The sequence below is a fragment of the Halolamina salina genome, assembly GCF_054653455.1.
Window position 1 is genome coordinate 1,230,316 of record NZ_BAAIGE010000002.1, and the last position, 21,340, is coordinate 1,251,655.

Genomic DNA, 21,340 nt, shown 5'->3' on the forward strand with positions numbered 1-21,340 from the left:
CTCAGAGATCGGTCCTCGGGAACCACCAGAGCGCCAGCGCCATCGGGACGACCGCCCAGACCGCCAGCACGGCCGCAAAGAACGGCAGCGTCTCGTAGACTGCCAGCGGCCCCTCGGGGGGGTAGGAGAGCATGCTCGTCCCGCGCTGATACGCCGTGACGGGGTCGAGGTTCGCCCAGAGCTGTGCCCACTCCGGACGGGGACGCTGCTGCTCGGGGGGGTACGTCCGGCGAACGATCTCGGTGGGGAGCCAGTCCCAGACGAACAGGAAGCCGAGGAACACGCCGAACGCGGCGCCGATGGCCCGCCGGCCCGTCGACGCGAGCGCCGAGATCCCGACCGCGAGGGCGGTACAGAACACCGTCCACAGCAGCACGAACCCCACGAGGGTGAGGTACTTCGCTCCCGGAAGCTGGCCCGTCCTGAGGCTGTAGGCGATCGGCGCCGCGAGCAGCCCGGCCGAAATCGCCGCCAGCAGCGGGCCGACTCGCCCGAGGAACGCGCCCAACACCACCTCCCGACGGGAGTGTGGGTACGCCAGCAGCACCCGCAGCGACCCGGACTCTCGGGCGCCGGCGACGACGCCGTGGCCCAGCGCCAGCGTCGTCAGCACCACCAGTATCCCCGCGGAGTTCTGGACGCCGCCGACGACCAGCGGCCGGATCTCCCCCCGGTACGTCGGCCCACCGGTCGACCAGCCGATGAAGCCGAACACGATCACGAACAGCGCGGCGACGACCCACGCGGACTTCGTCCGGTGGGTGTCCAGCGCGTACTTCTCGACGAGGGTCCGGAGGCTCATTCGGCCACCTCCGGGGTCTCGACCGTCGCTCCCGTCCCGTCGCCACCCTCGCCGGTGTAAGCCGCGAACACCGACTCCAGCGAGCCGGCGTCGGACTCGAAGTCGCGGATCTCGGCGCCGGCGTCACGGATCGCGTCGAGCACTCGGAGCTTCGCCGGGCCGGCACAGGTGGCCGTCAGCCGACCGTCCTCGGCTTCTACCGACTCGACTCCTTCGAGCGCCTCGACGGCGGCGACGGCGCTCTCGGACAGCGCGTCGCAGTGGACCGTGAGCTCCGCGACGGCGCCCGCGCCGCGCAGCCCGTCGACGCTGTCGACGGCCACGAGTTCGCCGTCGGCGAGGATCCCCACGCGGTCGCTCACGCGCTCGACCTGATCGAGGATGTGGCTGGAGAAGAACACGGTCGCGCCGCGGTCGACCTCCTCCCGGACGATCTCGCGCATCAACCGGACGCCGTTGGGGTCCAGCCCGGTCGACGGCTCGTCGAGGACGAGCAGGTCGGGCTCACCCACGAGCGCCATCGCGAGCATGAGCCGCTGGGTCATCCCCTTCGAGAAGTCGTCGGCGACGCGCTCCTCCTCGCCGGCGAGTCCGACGCGGTCGAGCATGGCGTCGGGGTCGGCGTCGGCGCCTTTGGAGGCGATCGCGTACTCGACGTGCTGGCGGGCGGTGTACTCAGCGAAGGTGTCGTAGCCGTCCGGGAGCACGCCCACGCGCTGGCGGACGCGACCGGACTCCTGCTGGGCGTCGATACCGAACACCTCGACACGGCCCTCGGTCGGCCGGAGGTAGTCGAGCAGGCAGTCGATCGTCGTCGACTTCCCGGCGCCGTTCGGGCCGAGGAAGCCGAACACCTCGCCGCGCTCGACGGTGAGGTCGATGCCGCGGAGGGCGGTCACGTCGCCGAACTGCTTGTGGAGGCCGTCGATTTCGACGGCTGGCGGGGACTCTGTCGCCATGGCGGGACGGCCGGCTGGTCGTGGCATAGGCTTTGGGGAGCGTGCGGCGGCGAAACGAAGTCGGAGCGAGAATCAGACCGCGGAGCGTTCGGTGTCGTGTACGTTCAGGTCGTCGTCCAGCGTCACCGTCAGCGCCTCGTCGTCGAGTTCGATCGTCACTTCGAACCGCTGGGGCTGCTCGCCGACGAGTTCGATCGCGTCGTCGGAGACACACCACGACAGCGTCCAGTACGGTCGCTCCGACAGCGAGACGCCGTGTTCGCGGTGGAAGCCGACAACGACGCTGTCGTCCAGCAGCGCGAGGCCGACCGCCGAGCAGAGCTGGTGGTTACACTGCGAGCAGCGGTGGATCGCGGTGAGCGACCCCCCGAGACAGCAGTCTTCGGCGCGCTCGACGGTGGTCTCCATCCGGCCGCTACACTCCGGGCAGACGCCGTCTTTCGCGAGGCAGTGGAGGTGGCGGACGCGCTGGTCGAACGCCGCCAGCACCTCCTCGTCGGTCCGGTCGGTCAGCCCGCCCGGCGGGAACGCGTACTCGCCGTGGCCGTAGCCGCAGTCGGGGCACTCGATACAGAGCCGCTCGTCCTCGTAGGTCGCCCGGAGGTCGGCGCCGCAGTTCACGCAGGGGTCGCCCACGTCGATGGGGTCGAGCGTCGGGTGCTCCGTGAACGACCCTGCGAGCACCGCCTGTACGACCTTCTCGCCGGCGTGGCGCAGCTCGTACCCCTCGTCGACTTTCCTGACGAACTGGTCGGTCAGCTTGTCGAGGTGGTAGTTGAACTGCGCGCTGTCGCGCATCCCCACGTCCTCGCGCAGCGCGGAGAACCGTACCGGCGAGTCGTCGGCGGTCCACAGCGCTTCGAGGATCGCGAGCCGCGTCTCGTTGGCCACCAGCCCGAACGCGTCGGCGGGCTCGACGCCCTCGCCACCGCCCTGAATCGGCCCGATCCGTTCGCTCATAGGGGAAATCCGGCGGCGAACCCGAAAAAGTGTTCGGTGAACTGCACTTATGTAAAAATACTGATTAGACTCTGCGGGTCATAGCCGGACACAGGCGCCCGTTCGCGGCACGCAGAACTGCCTGTCCCGGGACGCCCGCCGGCGGGTGGCGACGACGCCGGCGGCGGCGCCGACGCCGAGGCCGACCGCCAGCCCCGTGAACAGCGCCGGCGACGTGACCGCGGTGAACAGCCCGCCGAGCAGCACGACGCCCATGAACAGCGTGCCGACGAGCATCCCCGAGGAGGTGCCGAGCCTCGGTTCGCGCGCGCCGGGAGTCGTGGATCGTGGGGTTGGTGGGTTGGGTCCCGTCATACACGTCGTGCTACGACTGCCGGCACCATTAAGATAATCTGAATTACATTTTTGTAAGCGGCGTTACTGAAACGGATTTCACGGACTCTTCGGGGCGATGTCTGGAACCGACTCACTCCTCGTCGGCCCAGTAGTCGACGGTCGCGTCGCGGTCGTAGTAGCCCGACACGTCGCGCTCGTCCTCCCCGCCGGGCGGCGAACCCGCGTAGACGCCGACTTTTCCGGAATCTGGGTAGACGGTCACGTCGGGTTCGCGCATCGTCGACAGCGCGAGGTAGCGTAGCGGCTCGTCGCCGTCGTTGACGACGCGGTGGGCGCCCGCCGCCCCCGTCGGACAGGCGACGTAGTCGTCCGGCTGGAGGTCGTGCTCCCCGTCCTCGGTCCGGAGCAGCCCGCGCCCGGCGAGCACGTAGAACGCCTCGGCGTTCCCCGTGTGGTAGTGGTAGGGCCACGAGCGCTTCCCGGGCGGGAGTTCGTAGAGGCTACAGCCCAGATCGGGGTCGTCCCCCTCCTCGGTCGCGGCGGCCGCGAGTTTCTTCCGCCGGAACGCGGTTTCCCCGTGCTCGGTCTCCGTCCACGACAGGTCGGCCTCGTTCACCGGCTCCATGCGGGGAAGCCATGTTCGAACCGACAAAACTCCACTCGGTTCTTCCCTTTCGCCAACCGTTTTCCCGGCCGCGTCCCCACCCGGAGGTATGGACCTGCAGGCACTCGTCGACGCGGCTTCGACCCGCGACTGGGACACCGACCCGGAGGGAACGGTTTCGATCGCCGTCGTGGGGCTGGGGAACTACGCCCGGAACGTCTCGATCCCGGCGATCGAGGCGGGCGACTACGCCGAGGTCGGCGCCGTCGTCTCCGGCGACCCCGAGAAGGCCGAGCGCGTGGCCGACGAACACGGCGCGGTCCCGCTGAGCTACGAGGGGTACGCCGAGGGCGAGGCCGTCGACGCCTACGACGCCGTCTACGTCGCGACGCCGAACCGCATCCACCTCGACCAGATCCGCACCGCGGCGGACCACGGGAAGCACGTGATCTGTGAGAAGCCGCTGGAGGCGACGACGGAGCGCGCCACGGCGGCCGTCGACGCCTGCGAGGACGCCGGCGTGACGCTGATGACCGCCTACCGGATGCAGGCCGACCCCGTGATCCGCGCGCTCGGCTCGTTCGTCTCGCGGGGCGGCATCGGCGAGCCGACGAAGGCGATGGGCGAGTTCACGTTCCCCGTCCTCGCCGGGTCGAACGGTCCCGACCAGTGGCGGCTCGACGCCGAACTCGCGGGCGGCGGCGCGCTGATGGACGTGGGCGTCTACCCGCTCAACACGACGCGGTACCTGCTCGGCGCCGACCCCGGCGCGGTCGAGGCGATGGCCCGCGCGAGCGAGCCGTTCGGCGACCGTCCGGACGACCCCGACAGCCCGCGCTTCGCCGACGAGCACGTCCACGTCCTCGCGTCGTTCCCGGAGGGCGTCGTCGGCGAGTTCACGGCGAGCTTCAGCGGCGAGGCGGACTCGTGGCTGGAACTGGTCGGGAGCGACGGCCGGGTCCGGATCGAGAACGCGTTCGTGCCCGGCGGCGACCGGACGGTCCGGGTGACCACCGGCGATGGCGAGGTGGAGCTCTCGGGGATCGGCGCCGACGAGACCCGCGAGGAGTTCGACTACTTCGCCCACTGCGTGCTGACGGGGACGCCGCCCGAACCCGACGGCCACGACGGGCTGACGGACGTGGCGATCATGGGCGCGATCTACGAGGCGGCCGAGTCGGGCGAGCGAGTGACGCTCACCCGGCGCTGATCGGCGTCGGAAGGGTGGAGAGGGCGGGGGAGGCGGATGTGTCGGACCGGGTGGCCCCCGTGGTCGGTCCGACGGTGCGCCGATGGTGGCGGACCCCTCGCCACGCGGTCGAGCGCTGTGTTGGATTGTCGACGTTACGGCGAGAAAAGCGCCGTGTCGGTCGACGGCCGTACGTAACCGAGAGAACGGCATAAATCCACGGGTCCCGGCCGGGCCGTCGCCGGCCGCCGGGGCGAACACGTAAGTCGGTCCGGGGCAACCGCGGGCGTATGACCGACGCAGCGATCGTGACCGGCGCGGCCAGCGGGATCGGGCGCGCGACCGTCGACCTGTTCCGGGAGCGCTACGACCTCGTCGCGGGCATCGACGTGGACGAGGCGATCAGCGAGGTCGCCGCGGAGTTCGACGACGTACGGGGGTACGTCGGTGACGTGCGCGACCACGAGCGCGTTCAGGAGATCGTCGACGACGTGGAGGCCGACGCCGACGTGGTCGCGGTCGTCAACAACGCCGCCATCTCCCGGGACGTGTGGATCGGCGACCTCGGCCCCGAGGAGTGGCACGAGGTGCTGGACGTGAACCTCACCGGCCAGTACAACCTCGTCCACGCGGCCGCGCCGCGGATGTACGAGCGGGGGCGCGGCGCCGTCGTCAACGTCTCCTCGGGCGCCGGCAAGCAGGGCTCGGCCAGCGGCGGCGTCCACTACTCGGCCTCGAAGGCGGGCGTCTTCGGCCTCACGAAGGGGCTGGCCAAACAGCTCGCCCCCCACGTCCGGGTGAACTGCGTCGTCCCGGGGCTGATGGACACGCCGCTGACGACCGACTCGGGGCTCTGGACCGAGGCGGGCATCCGTGAGTTCACCGAGGAGCTGCCGCTCGCCCGGCTCGGGCAGCCGGAGGAGGCCGCCGACTTGATCGACTTCCTCTGCTCGGAGCGGGCGAGCTACATGACCGGCGCCGTCGTCGACGTCGACGGCGGCGCGGGCCTCGTCTGAGGGGATCAGTCCCGCGCCGCGAACGCCTCGGCGGCGTCCGTCGCGTTCCGGATCCGGTGGCGCAGCCGCGTGACCTCCCGAGTCAGCGTGGTCTCCGCGAAGCGCTCCCTGCGGCGCGTGCCGTCGACGCCCGCCGCGCGGCGGAGTTCGGGCAGCGGCTCGTGGGGGAGCGCCGGCTCCTGATCGTAGTCGCGGACGCTCGTGTACAGCGCCGGGATCAGCTCGTTCCCCAGTTCGACCTGCAGGTCCTCTGCGGCCGCCGCGGCGTCGGAGCCGACGGCGTCGACCCCTTCGATCCGCTCGTACGCCGCCGCCAGCGCCGCCTCCAGCGCGTCGAGGTCCTCGTGGACGCCGTCGAACGACCGGCCCGTCTCGGCCTCGATCTCGGTGACCTGCTCGCGGATGTCGGTGGCCGTCGCGCGGTAGTCGTGGGGGAGCGACGGCGACTCACAGAGCCGGCTGGCCAGCGTGACCGCGATCCGGGTCTCCTCGGCCAGCACGTCGATGTCGACCTTGTCTCGGGTGTCTTCGGGCGTGTGCCACCACCAGCCGCCGCCGATCGGGCCGCCCTCGCCGCCGGGCTCCAGCCGGGCGCCCGAGAGCAGCGAGGAGAGCCCGGCGCCCCAGAACGACTGGTCGGAGTTCCGTGCCGGCCGGTCGTCGCCGAGGAACCCCGCCTCGCCGCCGTCGAGCAGCGGCAGTTCGCCTGCCGTCTCCAGCACGTCGAGGTGCTCGTCGCCGAGTTCGGCCATCTCCTGGTGCCAGAGCCCATCGGCGCCGTCCAGCCCGTTCAGGTCGAGGTGGTAGTAGGCGACGCCGTTCTCCCGGAGGTCGAGCCACTCCCGATCGGCCCACCAGGCGCTCCCGGCGTAGCGCCCCGTCGAGTGGGCGGGCCAGAAGCCGAACACCAGCCCCCGAGCCGGGGGGTCGTCGGCGGCGATCCGGGCGAGTTCGAGCGTCGCCGCCATCGCCGTCGCGTTGTCGGTGATACCCTCGTACCACGAGTCGACGTGGTTACCGACGACCAGATAGCGGTCGCTCTCGGTCCCCTCGACCCGGCCGACCGGGCAGGGCAGCGTCGTGAGCTCGGTGGTGACTTCGGTCGTCACCGTCGCCTCGACGGGGCCGGCCTCACAGCGCGTCAGGAGCCAGTCGCCGGCGTCCTGCCCGATCTGGGCCACCGGGAGCGACGGGAGTTCGTCGCCGTCGTCCAGCCCGGGCGTCCCCCAGACCGGCGTGACGATCATCTCGTGGAGCTGCTCGGGGTTGACTGACTGGTAGATCACCGCCGCCGCGCCCGCCGCGTCGAGCAGCGTGATCGGTTCGGGGGTGGGAAGCCCGGTCGTGAACACGACCTTCCCGTCGAGATCGGCGCCGGCGACGGACTCTTCGGTCACGTCGTCGAGCCGGACGACCTCGCCCGAGACGCCGTCGGGCGGCGTGCTCGCGCCGAAGGAGGCCGTGATCGCCTCGTCGAACGTCTCCCGGGTGGGCGCGGTCACGTCGAGGCGAGCGTCCTCGGGGACGCTGATGTACCCCTCGAACTCGTGGAGTTCGGCCGTACAGCCGTACTCCCGGAGGGTCTCGACGACGTACTCCGCGGCCTCCCACTCGTCGTCCGTGCCGGAGACGCGCTCGGTGCCCTCGAACGCGTCGACGTGGCGTTCGAGCTTCTCGGGGTCGACACGCTCTCGCAGTCGCGCTTCCGTCTCCCTATCGACCGGGTCGAGCATACGCAGCGATGGACCGACGGCGCCATAGCTATTTGGGAGCCAGCAGCATTCCTGCAGTACGTTAGCATGGATATCGTGTCCGGCTCGCCGACCCGGTGGCGGTGGTGAAAAACGGAGGACGCGTGGTCTTCGACGGAAATCGCCCCTACACGTCGAAGAACGGCGCCAGCGCCTCCCGCGAGGGCGCCGAGGTGAGGTAGGAGCCGGCGATCATCCCGATCAGGCACATGATGACGCCCGGGACGACCGGGTCGATCTGTGCGAGCACGCCGGTGACGACGCCGGCGTCGGTGCCGAAGTGCCACGCGAGCACCGACAGGAACCCCAGCAGCATCCCGGCGAACGTGCCGGGCGTGTTGATGCGGTCCCAGTGTAAGCCCAACAGCAGCGGCATCGAGAACGTCGCGCCGATGATCGCGGACTGCAGCAGGACGATGAACTGCACCAGCCCGCCGAGCAGTTCGCCGTACAGCGCGAGGAAGAACGGGACGATGCCGACGAATATCACCGAGAGGCGGTTGGCCCACAGCTTCCGGTTCTCGCTCGCCTCGGGGTTGAGCAGTTCGCCGTAGATGTCGTGGGCGATCGCGCCCGCCGAGACGATCATGATGGAGTCGACCGTGCTCAGCATCGCCGAGAGGATGGCGCCGATCACCAGCGCGCCCAGGATCGGCCCCAGCACGTCGATGCTCATGATCACGCTCGCGAGATCGGGCGTCGTGAGCTGGGGGTAGAGCACGCGCATGCCCATCCCGACGACGGCGACGCCGGCGCCGATCAGGATCTGGAAGATCAGCGTCGTGCCGATCGCGTAGCGCACCGTCTGCTCGTCGCGCATCGAGTAGACGCGGACGATCTCGTACGGCGCGCCGAGCATCCCGAAGCCGAACGCGAGCGCGATCGTACCGACTTCGAGCGGGGTCATCGCCCAGCCCAGCAGCGCGGGGTTGAGCGAGGTGAGCATCATCTCCAGTTCGCCGACGCCGCCGATGTTGCCCAGCAGGATCGGGATCGAGATGATCGCCCCGACGGTCATGATGATGATCTGGACGAAGTCCGACAGCGCGCTCGCGCGCATCCCGCCGAAGGCGGTGTAGGCGATGATGATGGCGACCATGATCGCCATCCCGACCTCCGTCGAGACGCCGAAGATGGACTGGAAGATCAGCCCGGCACCGGTGTACTGTGCGCTGATGTACACCGTGTAGGCGACGACGATCAGCAGCGCCGAGAACGCCCGCATCCGGTCGCCGCCGGTGCCGTCGTCGCCGAACCGGACCGCGATGAAGTCGGGGACGGTGATCTCCCCGAAGCGGCGCATCTGCGGCGCGACGAACACCAGCGACACCAGCCAGCCCAGCCAGAGGCCGATCCAGATGTAGACGAAGCTGACGCCGGTGAGGTAGTGCACCCCGAGCGTCCCGACGAACGTGCCGGCGCTCATCTGTGTCGCCGACAGCGTGGCGGCCCCGACCGCGGGACCGATCTCCCGGTTCGCGATGAGGAAGTCGGTCTCGTCGTCGGTCTTGAGGTAGCCGTAGACGCCGATCCCGAAGATCACCAGGAAGTACAGCGCGAGGGTGATGAGGAACACCCAGCCGACGGTGCCGATCACCGCCATCAGCTCTCACCCCCACGTTCGAGGTCGTCGTTCCCGATCTCCTGCTCCGATACCTCCTGTCCCTTGTATCGTGCCCACAGCAGCGCCGCCGTCACGAACACGACGCCGACGACGACGAACGGTGCGAGCATTGCGATTAGTGATGCCATGTCTGTCAGGCTGTCTTGCGGTCGATTGCCAGTCCACCAACGACGAAGCCGACGATCACCACGACGCCGACCACCGAGTAGAGGGTGTCCTCGGTCAGGGCGCCCGGCCCCGACTCGCCGTACTCCGCGGCCACGAACCCCGGCACGTGGAGGAGTTCGTACGTCGCGGTGTTCCCGTCGACGCTCGACGGGCTAGGGAACGCGCCGCCGGAGACGGTCGTCCCCTCGGGGAGCGTGAGCGTCACGTCGACGACGTTCGACTGTCCGGGTGTCGAGTACTCCGGCACCCACAGCGGCGTTCGGACCTCGCCGGCCGGCCCGGCGACCTCGTACGTCAGAGTGACCGTCACGGTGTCGCCGTCGGAGACCTCGCCGACGGGGACCGAGACCACCAGATGGCGGTCCTGTTCGGTGATCGAGGCGTCGACGCTCTCGCCGTCGACCGTGGCCGAGATCTCGCCGATCTCCCGGTCGGGCAGCTTCCACATCGTGCCGCTGATCGACGTGAGCGCGCTCTCGCCGCTGCCGGCCTCGGCAACCTCGAACTCGTACTCGGCGGTGACGGTGCTCGTCTCCCCGCCGTCGACGGACACCGACGCCCCCGTCAGATCGACCGACGGCGAGTCGGCCTGTGCGGCCGCCGCGCTCGGCCCGAGCGCCAGCCCGGCGACGAGGACCGCTGCCACGAGCGCCGTGGTGAGGACTGCTCGACTGTTCTCTCGATCGATCATGTGTGGCGTGTGTGAATCATCGTTTTCCACGGTGCGTTACACCACACCATGGCTATCGTCCTGACAAATACGTTTTGGTCAGAGTACGGATATTTGGGGACGGGGTCCGGTTCGCACCGTGCCCAAAACCCTATCTCTCAGGCCTGAACGACCAAAAACAACCGAGAAGTTGTGATATACAACTAAGTTACTCGAACGGATACGTTTCCGAACGCGTCGGCCTGTCTCGGACACGCCGACTGCTCAGGGGCGGATCACCACCTTCCCGATCACGTCGCGTTCCTCGATCGCGGCGTGGCCCTCCGCCACGCGGTCGAGCGGGAGCACCCGGTCGAGCCGGGGTTCGAGTTCGCCGTCGGCGACCAGCGAGAGCACGTCCCGGAAGTCTTGGCGGTTCCCCATCGGGGCGCCGCGGATCTGTCGGTGGTGCTGGTACACCGAGCGGATGTCGATGTCGGGGTCCGGGCCGGAGGTGGCGCCGCAGATCACCATCCGCCCGCCCATCGCGAGGCTGTCGATCGACTGCTGCCACGTTGCCTGCCCCACGTGGTCGGCGACGAGGTCGACGCCCCGGCCGTCGGTACGCTCCATCACCGCCTCCTCGAACGCCACCTCGGTGTAGTCGATCACTTCGTCCGCGAGCTCGCCGACGACCGCGGCCTTCTCCTCGGTCGACGTAGCGGCGTACGTCGTCGCGCCGAGGCGGTCGGCGATCTGGAGGGCGGCGTTCCCGACGCCGCCGCTGGCACCGAGGATCAGCGCCGTCTCCGCCGGCCGGAGCTCGCCGGTGGTGACGATCATCCGCCACGCCGTCGTGAACGTCACCGGCGTCGCCGCGGCGGTGACGAAGTCGAGCGAGTCGGGCTTTGGTTCGAGACACCACTCGGGAACGACGGCGTACTCTGCGAGCCCGCCCGGGCGGTCCTCGCCGATGATCTCGTACTCGTGGCACATCGTGTGCTCGCCGTTCAGGCAGTACTCACACTCCCCACAGGTGACGCCGGGGTAGACGACGACCGGCTCGCCGATCCACGACTCGTCGGCGTCCTCGCCGACAGCGTCGACGACGCCGGCCATGTCGCTGCCCGTCCGCTTGGGGAACTCGCCGTCGTCCTCGGGGTGGCCCTTCCGGGCGAACACGTCGAGGTGGTTCAGCGCGACCGCTTCGACGGCGATCCGGACCTCGTTCGGGCCGGGTTCGGGCGTCTCGGTCTCGACGACCGAGAGCGCGTCTTCGGGGGAGCCGTACTGGGTAATGTGTGCAGTTCGCATACCGCCAGCCTGGGTGACAGAGGGCAAAAAGGCGTGGGTGGAGGCGATCGACGGTGTGACGGACCGCCGACGGCTTTTTGATCCGTCGGCGAATACTGTCGTGTGTGAAAGAACGCATTCAGAAAGCGATCCGACGCGCACAGTTCGCCGCCGCGGGCGCCGCCATCGGTGGCGGTCTCGGGGGGTTGGTCGGGAAGAACGCCGCGAGCACCGCTGCCGGGTTCGGCGCGCTGATCGGCGCGACGATCGCGGAGAAGGTCGGTCCCGCCGAGGAGTTCAAAGAGCGGTTCCAGCGCGGCGCCGACGCCGACGAGGCCGCGGAGTAGCGACCTCGGATCTTTTCAGCCGTCGCCGGCTGCTCGCGTCGGCGACACCGTCAGTCGTCACCGGCTGCTCGCCTCGGTGACACCGTTAGTCGTCCGCGGGGGCCGCGCCGCCCGCGGAGACGCCGGTGCCGGGTCCGATGTCGATCCCCAGCTCGTCGAGCTTCTCGTCGGGGACGACGCCGTCGACCCAGCCGCGGTGGTCGTAGTACTCCTCCTTCATCGCGTCGAGTTCGCAGAGCTCGCCCTCGATCCCGCCGCCGGCGGGCACCGCGTCCGCGGCGCCCTCGACGAAGCGGTCCGGGAGCGAGTCGTCCTCGCCGTCGAAGCCGGCGAGGTTGTTGTAGTAGCGTTCGAGGTTGTACACGCGCTCACCGGCCTCCATTAGCTCCTCCTCGCCGACGGAGCGGCCGGTCATCCCGTTGTACTGGTCGATGTACTCCTCGACCCCCTCCGCGAAGGCGTTGAACTTGCAGATGTCGAAGGAGTCCGAGATGGCGTGGAGATCCTGGAACGTCGCGGTGAGTTCGCCCTTCCCCTCCCACTCGGTCGGGTCGACCTTCTCCGGGATGCCGAGGATCTCCGCCGCGGGCGTGTAGCCGCGCAGGTGGCAGGCGCCGCGGTTGGAGGTCGCGTAGCCGATTCCCATCCCCTTCAGGCCGCGCGGGTCGTAGGCGGCGATCGACTGCCCCTTCACGTCGAGGCGGCAGTCGTGGGCGTCGAGTTCGTCGGCTGCGCGCTTCTGCCCCTCCGCGAGCACGTCCGCGAGGTCGGTCTCGCGGTGGGCGATCTTCTCGAGCATCTCGACCATCGCGTCCACGTCGCCCCACTCGAGGCTTTCGTCGAACTCGTCGAGATACCCCTTCTCGGCCGCCTCCATCGCGAACGCGAGCATGTTCCCGCTGTCGATGGTGTCGATGCCGTAGTCGTTACAGCGGTCGATCAGCAGCGCGACCTTGTCCCGGTCGTCGGTCATCGAGTTCGGGCCCAGCGCCCACGCGGACTCGTACTCGTAGGACTCCATCCGGACGTTGAGGTCCTGCCCCTTGTGGTGGACGTCGACCTCGACCTCCTTCTTGCAGGCCACCGGACAGGAGTGACACGTCGGGTCGTTGACGAGGATGTTCTCCTCGACGTTCTCCCCCGAGACCTTCTCGGAGTCGATGTTCGGCTCGTCAGGCTCCTCCTCGGCCTCCATGCTGGTGGAGGTGAACCGGCCGTTCCGGGTCGGAAGCCCGTCCATCTCCTCGGTGAGGTTCATCAGGACGTTCGTCCCGTACACCGAGAGCCCGCCCTCGTTGGGCGCGGTCACGTCGGACTCCTGAATCGCCTGCATCGCCGCCTTGTGGCCCTCCATGAACGTCTCGCGGTCGGCCGGCTTGGGCATCTCCGTGCCCGACTTGACGACGACCGCTTTGAGGTTCTTCGAGCCCATCACGGCGCCGGTGCCGCCCCGGCCCGAGGCGCGGTCGTCCTCGTTGATGATGCAGGCGTAGCGGACCCCGTTCTCGCCGCCGGGACCGATCGCCATCGCCGAGAGGTTCTTGCCGTAGGCGCCGTCGACCTCCTCCTCGAGCGTGTCGATCGTGTGGTGGATGCCCTCGCCCCAGAGGTGGCTCGCGTCACGGAGTTCGACCTCGCCGTCCTCGACGACGGCGTACACCGGCTCGTCGGCCTGTCCCTCGAACAGCAGCCCGTCGAAGCCGGCCCACTTGAGCCGGGCGCCGCTCCACCCACCGTGGTGGGAGTCGGTTACGGTGCCCGTCAGGGGGGACTTGGTGACGACGGCGATTCGACCGCTCATCGGGGTCTGGGTCCCCGTGAGCGGGCCGTTCATGAAGGCGAGGAGGTTCTCCTCGCCCAGCGGTTCGACGTCGGGACCGTTGTCGAACACGTACTTCACGCCGAGGCCGCGCGCGCCGATGTACTTGCGGGCGTCCTCGTCGTCGATGCTCTCGTAGCCGACGTCACCGGCACCGAGATCGATGCGGGCGACGCGGTCTTGGAAGCCGCCGAGATCTGTCATAGGTAATGCTCGTTCCTTACATAGGGTCTGTTCGGTGTTAGTCGTTCTCACGACGGTGTAACTGGTATCCGTTACAATATTCGGCGGTGAGGCCCGGAGATTCCCGCCGCCCTCTGCCGGTTTCTCCTGCCGGGAGCTTTATCCGCGTCGGCGTGCCACTCGGGGGTATGGAGACGGTCTCACTCGGGGCGCCGGAACCGATCCTCGACTCGTTGCCCGGCGACGACGACGCGCGACAGGACATGCGCGAGGCGGTCGCGGGCTGGGAGCGCCGCATCAACGACGCCATCGAGGCCGCCGAGGACGACGACGAGGCGGTGGGGTACGTCCTCGACGCCGTCGAGCGCCTCGAGAGCCGGATGGAGCGGTTCGACGAGTTCGTCCCGGAGCTTCGGGCGTGGGGGCAGTCGCCGATCTACGCCATCTCGTGGCGGAACCTCTACGCCGAACTGATCGCCCAGTTGTACGACCACGACGACCTCGGCGACGCGCTCGACCGCCGGCGCAATCAGCGACTCGTCGAGGACGGCATCCGGTTCGGAGGGTCATGAACGTCGAACTCCGGTTCTTCGCGACGTTCCGGCAAGCCGTCGGGCAGAAAGTGGTCGAGCGGGAGTACCCGGAGGGCACGACGATCGGCGAGGCGCTCTACGATCTGGAAGCCGAGTACGAGGGCCTCGCGGGTCAACTAATCGAGGACGGCGATCTCCGCCCGCACATCAACGTCCTCAAGAGCGGGCGCGAGGCGCTGCACCTCGACGGGATGGAGACCGAACTGGAGGACGGCGACCGGCTCAGCATCTTCCCGCCGGTGGCGGGCGGGTAGAAATGGAGCGGACCAAGGAGTTCCGCGGCATCTCCGTCCGTCTCGCACGGAACTACCTCGAGAACCTCGGCGGCACCGCCGTCGACGACACGACCGTCGAGGGCGACGGCTGGCGTGCCGACCTCTCCGCTGAGAAAGTGAGTATTGGCCCGTCGCTCCAGCTAACGGAGGTCACGATCGCGTTCGAAGCCGACGAGGCGCTCGGCGAGGATCGCTTCGAGGAACTGATCGAGGATTTCTCGCGGAAGGCGATGCGGGCGGGCGGGTAGTTACCCCGAGAGGCTGTCGAGCACCCGCTGAGAGAACTCGACTTCGCTCATCTCTCCCGAGTCGAGCGCCGCGAACCAGTCGGCGTCGGCGCGCCACTCGCCCAACGGCTCGTCGTCGAGGTCGGTGACCGTCGCCGTCACGTCCCTGACCGGCCAGTCGCGCTGCTCGAACAGTTCGCGGAAGTCGTTGACCACGTCGCCGACCTGCTGGTGGGGGATTTCGCCGTGCTGGTCGGCGGCGGCGGACTGGTAGCTGAGGCGGTACACGCCGTCCTCGACGGCGATCGATTGGAGGTAGCAGCCGTGGTTGGTGAGCCGGGACTCCAGCGCGAACGCGCGGTCGTCGTCCATCGGCGGGAGGTGGGCGCCGGCGGGCATAGGCGTTACCCAACCGGCTCCGACAGCGCGAGTCGTTCTGCGAGAACTTTTAACACGATTGGAAAGAATAGTCGTCCCATGTCCCCACAGGTCGCCGACGTCCGCGAGGACTTCCCCGTCCTCGACCGCGAGGTGAACGGCGAACCGCTCACGTACCTCGACAACGCCGCGACCACCCACACCCCCCGGCAGGTGTACGAGGTGTTCGAAGAGTTCTACGCCGGCTACAACGCCAACGTCCACCGCGGCATCCACGAACTCAGCCACGAGGCGTCGCTGGCGTACGAGGACGCCCACGACCGCGTCGCCGAGTTCGTCGGCGCCGGCGGCGGCCGCGAGGAGATGATCTTCACCCGTAACACGACCGAGAGCATCAACCTCGTCGCCCACGGCCTCGCCCTCCCCGAGTTCGGTCCCGGCGACGCGATCGTCACCACCGAGATGGAGCACCACGCCTCGCTGGTGACGTGGCAGCAGGTCGCCGAGCGGACGGGCGCTGAACTGCGGTTCGTCGGCCTCACTGACGACGGCCACGTCGACGTGGAGCACGCCAAGTCCCTGATCGACGACGACGTGGAACTGGTGTCGATCCCGCACGTCTCGAACGTGCTCGGGACGATCACCCCCGTCCGAACGTTCGCCGATCTGGCCCACGACGCGGGCGCGGTGCTGGTGGTCGACGGCGCCCAGTCGGCACCGACCCGCCCCGTCGACGTGGAGGCGATGGGCGCGGACTTCTTCGCGTTCTCCGGCCACAAGATGGCCGGGCCGACCGGGATCGGCGGCCTCTACGGCCGGAAGGAGCTGTTGGAGGGGATGGAGCCGTTCCTCTACGGCGGCGAGATGATCCAGCACGTCACGTTCGACCGCTCGACGTGGAACGGGCTGCCTTGGAAGTTCGAGGCGGGCACGCCGCCGATCGCGGAGGGGATCGCGCTCGCGGCCGCGGTGGAGTACCTCGACGACCTCGGGATGGAGTGGGTGCGCGACCACGAGAACCGCCTCGCGCAGTACGCGCTCGAACGCCTCCGGGCGCGGGACGACGTGGAAACGTACGGTCCCGGCCCGGGCGAGGAGCGGACCGGGCTGGTGAGCTTCAACGTCGACGGCGTCCACGGCCACGACCTCTCCTCGATCCTGAACGAGCGCGGGATCGCCGTCCGTGCGGGCGATCACTGCACCCAGCCGCTCCACGACCGCCTCGACGTGCCCGGCTCGGTCCGGGCGTCGTTCTACGTCTACAACACCACCGAGGAGATCGACCGCCTGCTCGACGCGATCGACGACGCCGAGGCGAAAGTCGACGCCCACCTGCGGGACCGCTACGCGGACCGGCTGTACGACCACCACCGCAGCCCCGACAACGGCGGCCTCGCCGAGCCGTCGCTGGTGAAGTCCTCCGAGGAGACCACCTGCGGCGACGACGGGGAGTTCCACGTCGACGTGGCGCCCGACGGCACGATCGAGGCCGTCGGCTTCGAGAGCGAGAGCTGTGCGGTGAGCCGGGCGGTCGCGAGCCTCATCAGCGAGTATCTGGAGGGGCGGACCGTCGAGGACGCCGCCGAGATGGAGGGGGAGGTCGCGGCGATGCTCGACGGCCAGTTTCCGGACCTCCGCCGGGAGTGCGTGGTCGGTCCGGAGGAGGTGATCCGGGAGGCCGCCCGGGAGTATCTCGCGGGGAGTCCCGTCGCCGAAGACACGCTCTCGTCGCCGTAGCAGGACGCTCCCGTTCGTTCGTCGCCTCGTCCGTCGGCCCACACGGTTTTCCCTGTCCGTAGAGTCTCTGGGACAACGGGGCACTCTACGATGCAGCACTCCGCAGACTCGATCCGGGTCCTCCACGTCGACGACCAGCCGGAGTTCTCGGAGTTAGTGGCGACGTTCCTCGAGCGGGAGGACGACCGTATCGTCGTCGAGACGGCCAGCAGTGCCGACGAGGCGCTGGAACGGCTCGCCGACGAGGCGTTCGACTGCGTGGTCTCGGACTACGAGATGCCGAACACTGACGGTATCGAGTTCCTCGAGACCGTCCGCAACCGCGATCCGGACCTCCCGTTCATCCTGTTCACGGGGAAGGGGTCGGAAGCGATCGCGAGCGAGGCGATCTCCGCGGGCGTCACCGACTACCTCCAGAAGGAGAGCGGCTCCGGCCAGTACGCGGTGCTGGCCAACCGGATCGCCAACGCCGTCGAGAGCGACCGGACGGAGCAGGAGGCCGAGCGGACCCGGACGCAGTTCCGGGCGATCACCGAACACTCCGCCGACGCCATCGTGACGATCGACGGCGACAGTCGGGTCCAGTTCGCGAACCCGGCGGTCGAGGACGTGTTCGGCTACTCGCCGGCCGAACTCGAGGGCGAGTCGCTGACGAAGATCATGCCCGAGCGGCTGCGAGAGCGGCACCTGAACGCCGTCGAGGAGTACGCCGACACCGGCGAGCGGACGACGGACTGGTCGAACCTGCCGTTCACCGCGCGCCACAAGGACGGCTCGCCGGTGCAGGTGTCGGTGTCGTTCGGCGAGTTCGAGCGCGACGGGGAGCTACGGCTGATCGGGATCATTCGCGACGTCTCAGAGCGCGCCCGGATGGGCGAGTGGGACCTCACGCCGGCGGAGTACCGCGACATCTTCGACAAGGCCGAGGACGGCATCGCGATCGTCGACCCCGAGGCGGGCACGCTGGAGCAGGTGAACGAACGGTTCGCCGAGATGGTCGGGTACGACGCCGACCGCCTCCCCGGCTCGTCAATCGGAACCATCAGCATCGACGACGCCGCCTTCGGACAGGCGGCGGCGATGGAGCGGATCCGAGAGGTGCTCGAAGGGAGCGCACAGCAGTTCGATTGGCCCCTCGAACGCGCGGACGGCAGCGTCCTCTGGACCGAGGTGAGCCTCAAACGCACCCGCATCGGCGGCGAACTACGGATGCTCGCGTTCGTTCGCGACATCACCGAGCGCAAGGAGCGCGAGTGGGAACTCGAGTTCCTCGAAGCCATGGTCGAGACGATCGGCGTCGGCGTCGCCGCTTACGGCGACGACGGGGCGTTCGAGTACGTGAACGAGGCGTTCGCGGAGATACTCGGCTCCGACGAGGAAACGCTCGAGGGGGCGGCGCTCTGGGAGATCAAGCCCGACCTCGACCGCGAGGAGTTCACCGCGTACTGGGAGTCGTTCGCGGAGGGGGAGACGCGCACCGAGGAGTCCGTCTACGACTACGAGGGCGAGGCGGTGCCCGTCGAGACGGTGACGACCTGTGCGGAGATCGAGGGCACCACCTACCACTTCGGCACGGTGACCGACATCACCGAGCGCAAGGAGCAGGAACAGCGGTACCGGGCGTTCGTCGAGCAGTCCAACGACATCCTCACCGTGCTCGACACGAACGGGATCTACCAGTACCAAAGCCCCTCGTCCCGACGAGTTCTGGGGTACGAACCCGACGATCTCGTCGGTCAGAACGCGTTCGAGTACGTCCACCCGGACGACCGCGCCGACGTGGCCGCGGCGTTCGAGCGGGCGCTCACGGACTCCGAGCAGGATCTGGTCGTCGAGTACCGCTTCCGCCACGCCGACGGCTCGTGGTGCTGGCTGGAGTCCCGCGGCCTCACACCCCCCGAGGAGTCGGTCGTCGAAGGGTTCGTGATCAACAGCCGGGACGTGACCGAGCGCAAGGAGCACGAGCGACAGATCGCCGCGCTCCACGACGCGACCCGGGAGATGGTACAGGCCGGCGACGAGCGCGACGTGGCCGAGGTCGCCGTCGAGACCGCCGAGAGCGTGCTCGACCACTCCATCAGTGGCATCTGGCTGGCCGACGAGATGCGCGAACGACTCGAGCCGGCCGTGTTCACCGACGCAGCCGCGGAGCTGTTCGGCGAACTGCCGACGTACACGCGGGGGAACAGCCCCACGTGGCGGACGTACGCCGAGGGGGAGTCGATCGTCGTCGACGACCTCGACGCGGGGGCGGAGCTTGACGACTCGGAGACGGCCGTCCGGAGCGAACTCCTCGTCCCGCTGGGGGAGTACGGCGTGTTGAAGATCGTGGCCCGCGAGGCCGACGCGTTCAGCGACAACGACGTGGCGCTGGCGAAGCTGCTGGCCGCGAACACGCAGGTCGCGCTCGGCCGCGGCGAGCGCGAGCGGCTGCTCGAACGTCAGACCGCCCAGATGGAGTTCTTCAACTCGATCCTGCGCCACGACGTGCTCAACGCTGTCACAGTGATCCGTTCGCGCGCGGAGTTCCTCGCCGACGAGCTCGACGGCGAACAGCTACAGGACGCGGAGACGATCCTCCGCTGGAGCGACGACGTGACCGACATCGTCCAGCGCGTCAGGACCGTGCTGGAGACGCTGACCGGCGAGGGCGACCCCCAACTCGAACCGATCGACCTCGGCGCCGAACTCCGGAACGAAGTCGACCGCGTCCGCTCGACGTACCCGGAGGTCGGCTTCGAGACCGACATCCCACAAGGGGTCCCGGTGTTGGCCAACGACCTGCTGGGCGACGTGCTGGGCAACATCGTCACCAACGCCATCGAGCACAACGACACCGAGGGGCTTCGCATCTCGGTGAGCGTGGAGCGGGCGGGCGACGACGTGTTCGTCCGGATCGCCGACAACGGCGAAGGGGTTCCCGACGAGCGCAAGGAGACGGTGTTCCGGCGCGGCGAGACGGGCCACGCCAAATCCACCGGCTCCGGGTTCGGCCTCTTCTTCGCGGACACGATGGTCGAGGAGTACGGCGGCGAGATCCGGATCGAGGACAACGACGCCGGCGGCGCGACGTTCGTGGTCCGGCTCGTCGGCCTCGACGAGGGCTCGAGGGCGTAACGCCGTGTCCGCCGCCCGAGTGACCACCTATATGCGTGTGGCCGCGGGATGGTACCCCATGACTGACACCGGTCCGCCGGTCGTCCTCGTCGTCGAAGACGAGCCGGACGTCGCCGAGACGTATCGGCGCTGGCTGGAGTCGACGTACGACGTCCGCGTGGCCGCCGACGGGGCGGCGGCGATGGACGAACTCGACGAGTCGGTCGACGTGGTGCTGCTGGACCGGATGATGCCCGAGATGTCCGGCGAGGAGGTGCTCCGTGAGATCCGCGACCGGGGGATCGACTGCCGCGTGGCGATGGTGTCGGCGGTCGACCCCGACTTCGACATCGTGGAGATGGGGTTCGACGCCTATCTCACCAAGCCGCCCGACCGTGAGGAGCTGTTCGAGACGATCGAGCGGTTGGTCGGCCGGGCCGAACTCGACAGCGACCTCCAGGAGTACTACTCGCTTGTCGCACGGCAGAGCGCGCTCCAGACCGAGAAAAGCGAGGCGGAGCTCGAGGCGAGCGAGGAGTACTCGGCGCTCACCGACCGGATCGAGGCCAAACGCGACGCCGTCGACGAGGAGCTGGGGGATATGGCGTCGGACACGGCGTTCGTCGGCGCCGTCCGCGAGATCATGAACGGCGAGGGGGAAGGCGAATGAGCGTGTACGACATCGACGACGTGCTCCCCGACGAGATGATCGCGGAGCTACCGGCCGGGACGAACGTGCTGATCACCGGGCCGCCGATGGTCGGGAAACGCGAACTCGCCTTCAAGCTGCTGGCGGTCGGCCACGAGGAGGGGGAGGGCGTGCTGTGTGTGACGACCAGCGCGTCGGCGTCGACGATGCTCGACGAGTTCGAGCGGCAGGTCCCCACGCTGGACCGGGATCGGGTCGCGATCGTCGACTGCTCGGGGAGCGACAGCCAACAGACCATCCGCGAGATCGCGACCGAACGCGTCTCCTCGCCCGGCGACCTGACCGGGATCAGCATCGGCACCGCGAAGCTGCTCCAGCGGTTCTCGAGGCAGAACATCTCGGAGGTCCGGCACGGGCTGGTGTCGATCTCGACGCTGATCCAGTACCTCGACCTCCAGACGGTGTTCAAGTTCCTCCACATCTACACCTCCCGAATCGAGGACACCGGCGGGCTGGGCGTGTTCACGCTCGACAGCGTCTCCCACGACCCCAAGACGACCAACACCGTCACCAGCGAGTTCGACTGCGTAGTCGAACTCAGGGAGACCGAGGACGGCCGCGAGGTCCGGGTGAAGGGGCTGCCGGGCGCATCGCGCTCCTGGCACGCGATCGACTGAGCCGCCGC

General features: G+C 68.9%; 22 protein-coding genes. 10 read left to right on the plus strand and 12 right to left on the minus strand.

Annotation, left to right across the window (positions count from 1 at the left end; genetic code table 11):
- Nucleotide 1 precedes the first annotated feature (1 nt).
- From ACYQZ5_RS06795 to ACYQZ5_RS06815, 5 genes are all read right to left on the minus strand, one after another.
- A complete protein-coding gene (locus ACYQZ5_RS06795; protein WP_379730945.1) occupies nt 2–802 on the minus strand; it encodes an ABC transporter permease in 801 nt (266 codons plus the stop codon).
- Nucleotides 799–1,761 carry an ABC transporter ATP-binding protein gene (locus ACYQZ5_RS06800; RefSeq protein WP_379730946.1) on the minus strand — a complete coding sequence of 321 codons (963 nt, stop codon included), beginning with the start codon at nt 1,759–1,761 and terminating at the stop codon, nt 799–801. The genes ACYQZ5_RS06795 and ACYQZ5_RS06800 overlap by 4 nt, the downstream gene beginning before the upstream one ends.
- 72 nt (nt 1,762–1,833) lie before the next feature.
- Entirely contained in the window at nt 1,834–2,721 is an 888-nt protein-coding gene (locus tag ACYQZ5_RS06805) for a winged helix-turn-helix domain-containing protein (protein WP_379730947.1), read from the minus strand.
- A gap of 78 nt (nt 2,722–2,799) precedes the next feature.
- A complete protein-coding gene (locus ACYQZ5_RS06810; RefSeq protein WP_379818501.1) occupies nt 2,800–3,075 on the minus strand; it encodes a hypothetical protein in 276 nt (91 codons plus the stop codon).
- Between the two features lie 112 nt (nt 3,076–3,187).
- Nucleotides 3,188–3,682, minus strand: coding sequence for a cupin domain-containing protein (locus tag ACYQZ5_RS06815; protein WP_379732808.1), 495 nt, complete (start codon nt 3,680–3,682; stop codon nt 3,188–3,190).
- A gap of 88 nt (nt 3,683–3,770) precedes the next feature.
- On the opposite strand from ACYQZ5_RS06815, the gene gfo6 reads away from it, so the two are divergent.
- Entirely contained in the window at nt 3,771–4,871 is a 1,101-nt protein-coding gene (gfo6, locus tag ACYQZ5_RS06820) for a D-xylose 1-dehydrogenase Gfo6 (protein ID WP_459845582.1), read from the plus strand.
- Nucleotides 4,872–5,140: 269 nt separating this feature from the next.
- A complete protein-coding gene (locus ACYQZ5_RS06825; RefSeq protein WP_459845584.1) occupies nt 5,141–5,866 on the plus strand; it encodes an SDR family NAD(P)-dependent oxidoreductase in 726 nt (241 codons plus the stop codon).
- 5 nt (nt 5,867–5,871) lie between these two features.
- Here ACYQZ5_RS06825 and ACYQZ5_RS06830 read toward each other — a convergent pair whose 3' ends face one another.
- The 5 genes from ACYQZ5_RS06830 to ACYQZ5_RS06850 form a co-directional block, all read right to left on the minus strand.
- Entirely contained in the window at nt 5,872–7,599 is a 1,728-nt protein-coding gene (locus ACYQZ5_RS06830) for a M28 family peptidase (RefSeq protein WP_459845586.1), read from the minus strand.
- A gap of 145 nt (nt 7,600–7,744) precedes the next feature.
- Nucleotides 7,745–9,220, minus strand: coding sequence for a sodium:solute symporter family transporter (locus tag ACYQZ5_RS06835; RefSeq protein ID WP_379730462.1), 1,476 nt, complete (start codon nt 9,218–9,220; stop codon nt 7,745–7,747).
- Complete coding sequence (locus tag ACYQZ5_RS06840) at nt 9,220–9,369, minus strand: hypothetical protein (RefSeq protein ID WP_379730461.1); 150 nt, start codon at nt 9,367–9,369, stop codon at nt 9,220–9,222. The genes ACYQZ5_RS06835 and ACYQZ5_RS06840 overlap by 1 nt, the downstream gene beginning before the upstream one ends.
- 5 nt (nt 9,370–9,374) lie before the next feature.
- Nucleotides 9,375–10,100 carry a hypothetical protein gene (locus ACYQZ5_RS06845; protein WP_379730460.1) on the minus strand — a complete coding sequence of 242 codons (726 nt, stop codon included), beginning with the start codon at nt 10,098–10,100 and terminating at the stop codon, nt 9,375–9,377.
- A gap of 243 nt (nt 10,101–10,343) precedes the next feature.
- The gene (locus ACYQZ5_RS06850) at nt 10,344–11,372 is read right to left on the minus strand and encodes a zinc-binding dehydrogenase (RefSeq protein ID WP_379730459.1); all 1,029 of its coding nucleotides are present in this window, start codon (nt 11,370–11,372) and stop codon (nt 10,344–10,346) included.
- Between the two features lie 104 nt (nt 11,373–11,476).
- Here ACYQZ5_RS06850 and ACYQZ5_RS06855 point away from each other — a divergent pair, with 104 nt between their 5' ends.
- Nucleotides 11,477–11,698: a hypothetical protein gene (locus ACYQZ5_RS06855; RefSeq protein ID WP_379730458.1), complete on the plus strand. Its 222-nt coding sequence runs from the start codon at nt 11,477–11,479 to the stop codon at nt 11,696–11,698.
- Nucleotides 11,699–11,783: 85 nt separating this feature from the next.
- Here the strand turns inward: ACYQZ5_RS06855 and ACYQZ5_RS06860 are convergent, their stop codons facing one another.
- Complete coding sequence (locus ACYQZ5_RS06860; RefSeq protein WP_459845589.1) at nt 11,784–13,721, minus strand: aldehyde ferredoxin oxidoreductase family protein; 1,938 nt, start codon at nt 13,719–13,721, stop codon at nt 11,784–11,786.
- A gap of 167 nt (nt 13,722–13,888) precedes the next feature.
- On the opposite strand from ACYQZ5_RS06860, the gene ACYQZ5_RS06865 reads away from it, so the two are divergent.
- From ACYQZ5_RS06865 to ACYQZ5_RS06875, 3 genes are read left to right on the plus strand one after another with little or no spacing between them, the layout of a single operon-like run.
- Nucleotides 13,889–14,272 carry a DUF7971 family protein gene (locus ACYQZ5_RS06865; RefSeq protein WP_053948046.1) on the plus strand — a complete coding sequence of 128 codons (384 nt, stop codon included), beginning with the start codon at nt 13,889–13,891 and terminating at the stop codon, nt 14,270–14,272.
- The gene (locus ACYQZ5_RS06870) at nt 14,269–14,547 is read left to right on the plus strand and encodes a ubiquitin-like small modifier protein 1 (RefSeq protein WP_379730456.1); all 279 of its coding nucleotides are present in this window, start codon (nt 14,269–14,271) and stop codon (nt 14,545–14,547) included. Before ACYQZ5_RS06865 ends, ACYQZ5_RS06870 begins: the two co-directional genes overlap by 4 nt.
- A gap of 2 nt (nt 14,548–14,549) precedes the next feature.
- Nucleotides 14,550–14,816, plus strand: a complete 267-nt coding sequence (locus tag ACYQZ5_RS06875) for a MoaD-like domain-containing protein (protein WP_379730455.1) — start codon at nt 14,550–14,552, stop codon at nt 14,814–14,816.
- On the opposite strand, the gene ACYQZ5_RS06880 is transcribed toward ACYQZ5_RS06875, so the two are convergent.
- Nucleotides 14,817–15,167 carry a DUF8159 domain-containing protein gene (locus ACYQZ5_RS06880; protein WP_379730454.1) on the minus strand — a complete coding sequence of 117 codons (351 nt, stop codon included), beginning with the start codon at nt 15,165–15,167 and terminating at the stop codon, nt 14,817–14,819. It lies immediately after the preceding gene.
- A 105-nt stretch (nt 15,168–15,272) separates the two neighbouring features.
- Between ACYQZ5_RS06880 and ACYQZ5_RS06885 the strand changes: the two genes are divergently transcribed.
- The 4 genes from ACYQZ5_RS06885 (at nt 15,273) to ACYQZ5_RS06900 (ending at nt 21,332) form a co-directional block, all read left to right on the plus strand.
- Nucleotides 15,273–16,910, plus strand: a complete 1,638-nt coding sequence (locus tag ACYQZ5_RS06885) for a SufS family cysteine desulfurase (protein ID WP_379730453.1) — start codon at nt 15,273–15,275, stop codon at nt 16,908–16,910.
- Nucleotides 16,911–17,000: 90 nt separating this feature from the next.
- On the plus strand, nt 17,001–20,027 hold the full coding sequence (locus ACYQZ5_RS06890; RefSeq protein ID WP_379730452.1) for a PAS domain S-box protein: 3,027 nt from the start codon (nt 17,001–17,003) through the stop codon (nt 20,025–20,027).
- Nucleotides 20,028–20,085: 58 nt separating this feature from the next.
- On the plus strand, nt 20,086–20,676 hold the full coding sequence (locus tag ACYQZ5_RS06895; protein WP_379730451.1) for a response regulator: 591 nt from the start codon (nt 20,086–20,088) through the stop codon (nt 20,674–20,676).
- Nucleotides 20,673–21,332 carry an RAD55 family ATPase gene (locus ACYQZ5_RS06900; protein WP_379730450.1) on the plus strand — a complete coding sequence of 220 codons (660 nt, stop codon included), beginning with the start codon at nt 20,673–20,675 and terminating at the stop codon, nt 21,330–21,332. The genes ACYQZ5_RS06895 and ACYQZ5_RS06900 overlap by 4 nt, the downstream gene beginning before the upstream one ends.
- The last annotated feature ends 8 nt before the right edge of the window (nt 21,333–21,340 follow it).

Coding starts and splice junctions, on each gene's coding strand:
- ACYQZ5_RS06795 (WP_379730945.1), bottom strand. CDS start 802: ATGAGCCTCCGGACCCTCGTCGAGAAGTACGCGCTGGACACCCACCGG.
- ACYQZ5_RS06800 (WP_379730946.1), bottom strand. CDS start 1,761: ATGGCGACAGAGTCCCCGCCAGCCGTCGAAATCGACGGCCTCCACAAG.
- ACYQZ5_RS06805 (WP_379730947.1), bottom strand. CDS start 2,721: ATGAGCGAACGGATCGGGCCGATTCAGGGCGGTGGCGAGGGCGTCGAG.
- ACYQZ5_RS06810 (WP_379818501.1), bottom strand. CDS start 3,075: ATGACGGGACCCAACCCACCAACCCCACGATCCACGACTCCCGGCGCG.
- ACYQZ5_RS06815 (WP_379732808.1), bottom strand. CDS start 3,682: ATGGAGCCGGTGAACGAGGCCGACCTGTCGTGGACGGAGACCGAGCAC.
- gfo6 (WP_459845582.1), top strand. CDS start 3,771: ATGGACCTGCAGGCACTCGTCGACGCGGCTTCGACCCGCGACTGGGAC.
- ACYQZ5_RS06825 (WP_459845584.1), top strand. CDS start 5,141: ATGACCGACGCAGCGATCGTGACCGGCGCGGCCAGCGGGATCGGGCGC.
- ACYQZ5_RS06830 (WP_459845586.1), bottom strand. CDS start 7,599: ATGCTCGACCCGGTCGATAGGGAGACGGAAGCGCGACTGCGAGAGCGT.
- ACYQZ5_RS06835 (WP_379730462.1), bottom strand. CDS start 9,220: ATGGCGGTGATCGGCACCGTCGGCTGGGTGTTCCTCATCACCCTCGCG.
- ACYQZ5_RS06840 (WP_379730461.1), bottom strand. CDS start 9,369: ATGGCATCACTAATCGCAATGCTCGCACCGTTCGTCGTCGTCGGCGTC.
- ACYQZ5_RS06845 (WP_379730460.1), bottom strand. CDS start 10,100: ATGATCGATCGAGAGAACAGTCGAGCAGTCCTCACCACGGCGCTCGTG.
- ACYQZ5_RS06850 (WP_379730459.1), bottom strand. CDS start 11,372: ATGCGAACTGCACACATTACCCAGTACGGCTCCCCCGAAGACGCGCTC.
- ACYQZ5_RS06860 (WP_459845589.1), bottom strand. CDS start 13,721: ATGACAGATCTCGGCGGCTTCCAAGACCGCGTCGCCCGCATCGATCTC.
- ACYQZ5_RS06865 (WP_053948046.1), top strand. CDS start 13,889: ATGGAGACGGTCTCACTCGGGGCGCCGGAACCGATCCTCGACTCGTTG.
- ACYQZ5_RS06870 (WP_379730456.1), top strand. CDS start 14,269: ATGAACGTCGAACTCCGGTTCTTCGCGACGTTCCGGCAAGCCGTCGGG.
- ACYQZ5_RS06875 (WP_379730455.1), top strand. CDS start 14,550: ATGGAGCGGACCAAGGAGTTCCGCGGCATCTCCGTCCGTCTCGCACGG.
- ACYQZ5_RS06880 (WP_379730454.1), bottom strand. CDS start 15,167: ATGGACGACGACCGCGCGTTCGCGCTGGAGTCCCGGCTCACCAACCAC.
- ACYQZ5_RS06885 (WP_379730453.1), top strand. CDS start 15,273: ATGTCCCCACAGGTCGCCGACGTCCGCGAGGACTTCCCCGTCCTCGAC.
- ACYQZ5_RS06890 (WP_379730452.1), top strand. CDS start 17,001: ATGCAGCACTCCGCAGACTCGATCCGGGTCCTCCACGTCGACGACCAG.
- ACYQZ5_RS06895 (WP_379730451.1), top strand. CDS start 20,086: ATGACTGACACCGGTCCGCCGGTCGTCCTCGTCGTCGAAGACGAGCCG.
- ACYQZ5_RS06900 (WP_379730450.1), top strand. CDS start 20,673: ATGAGCGTGTACGACATCGACGACGTGCTCCCCGACGAGATGATCGCG.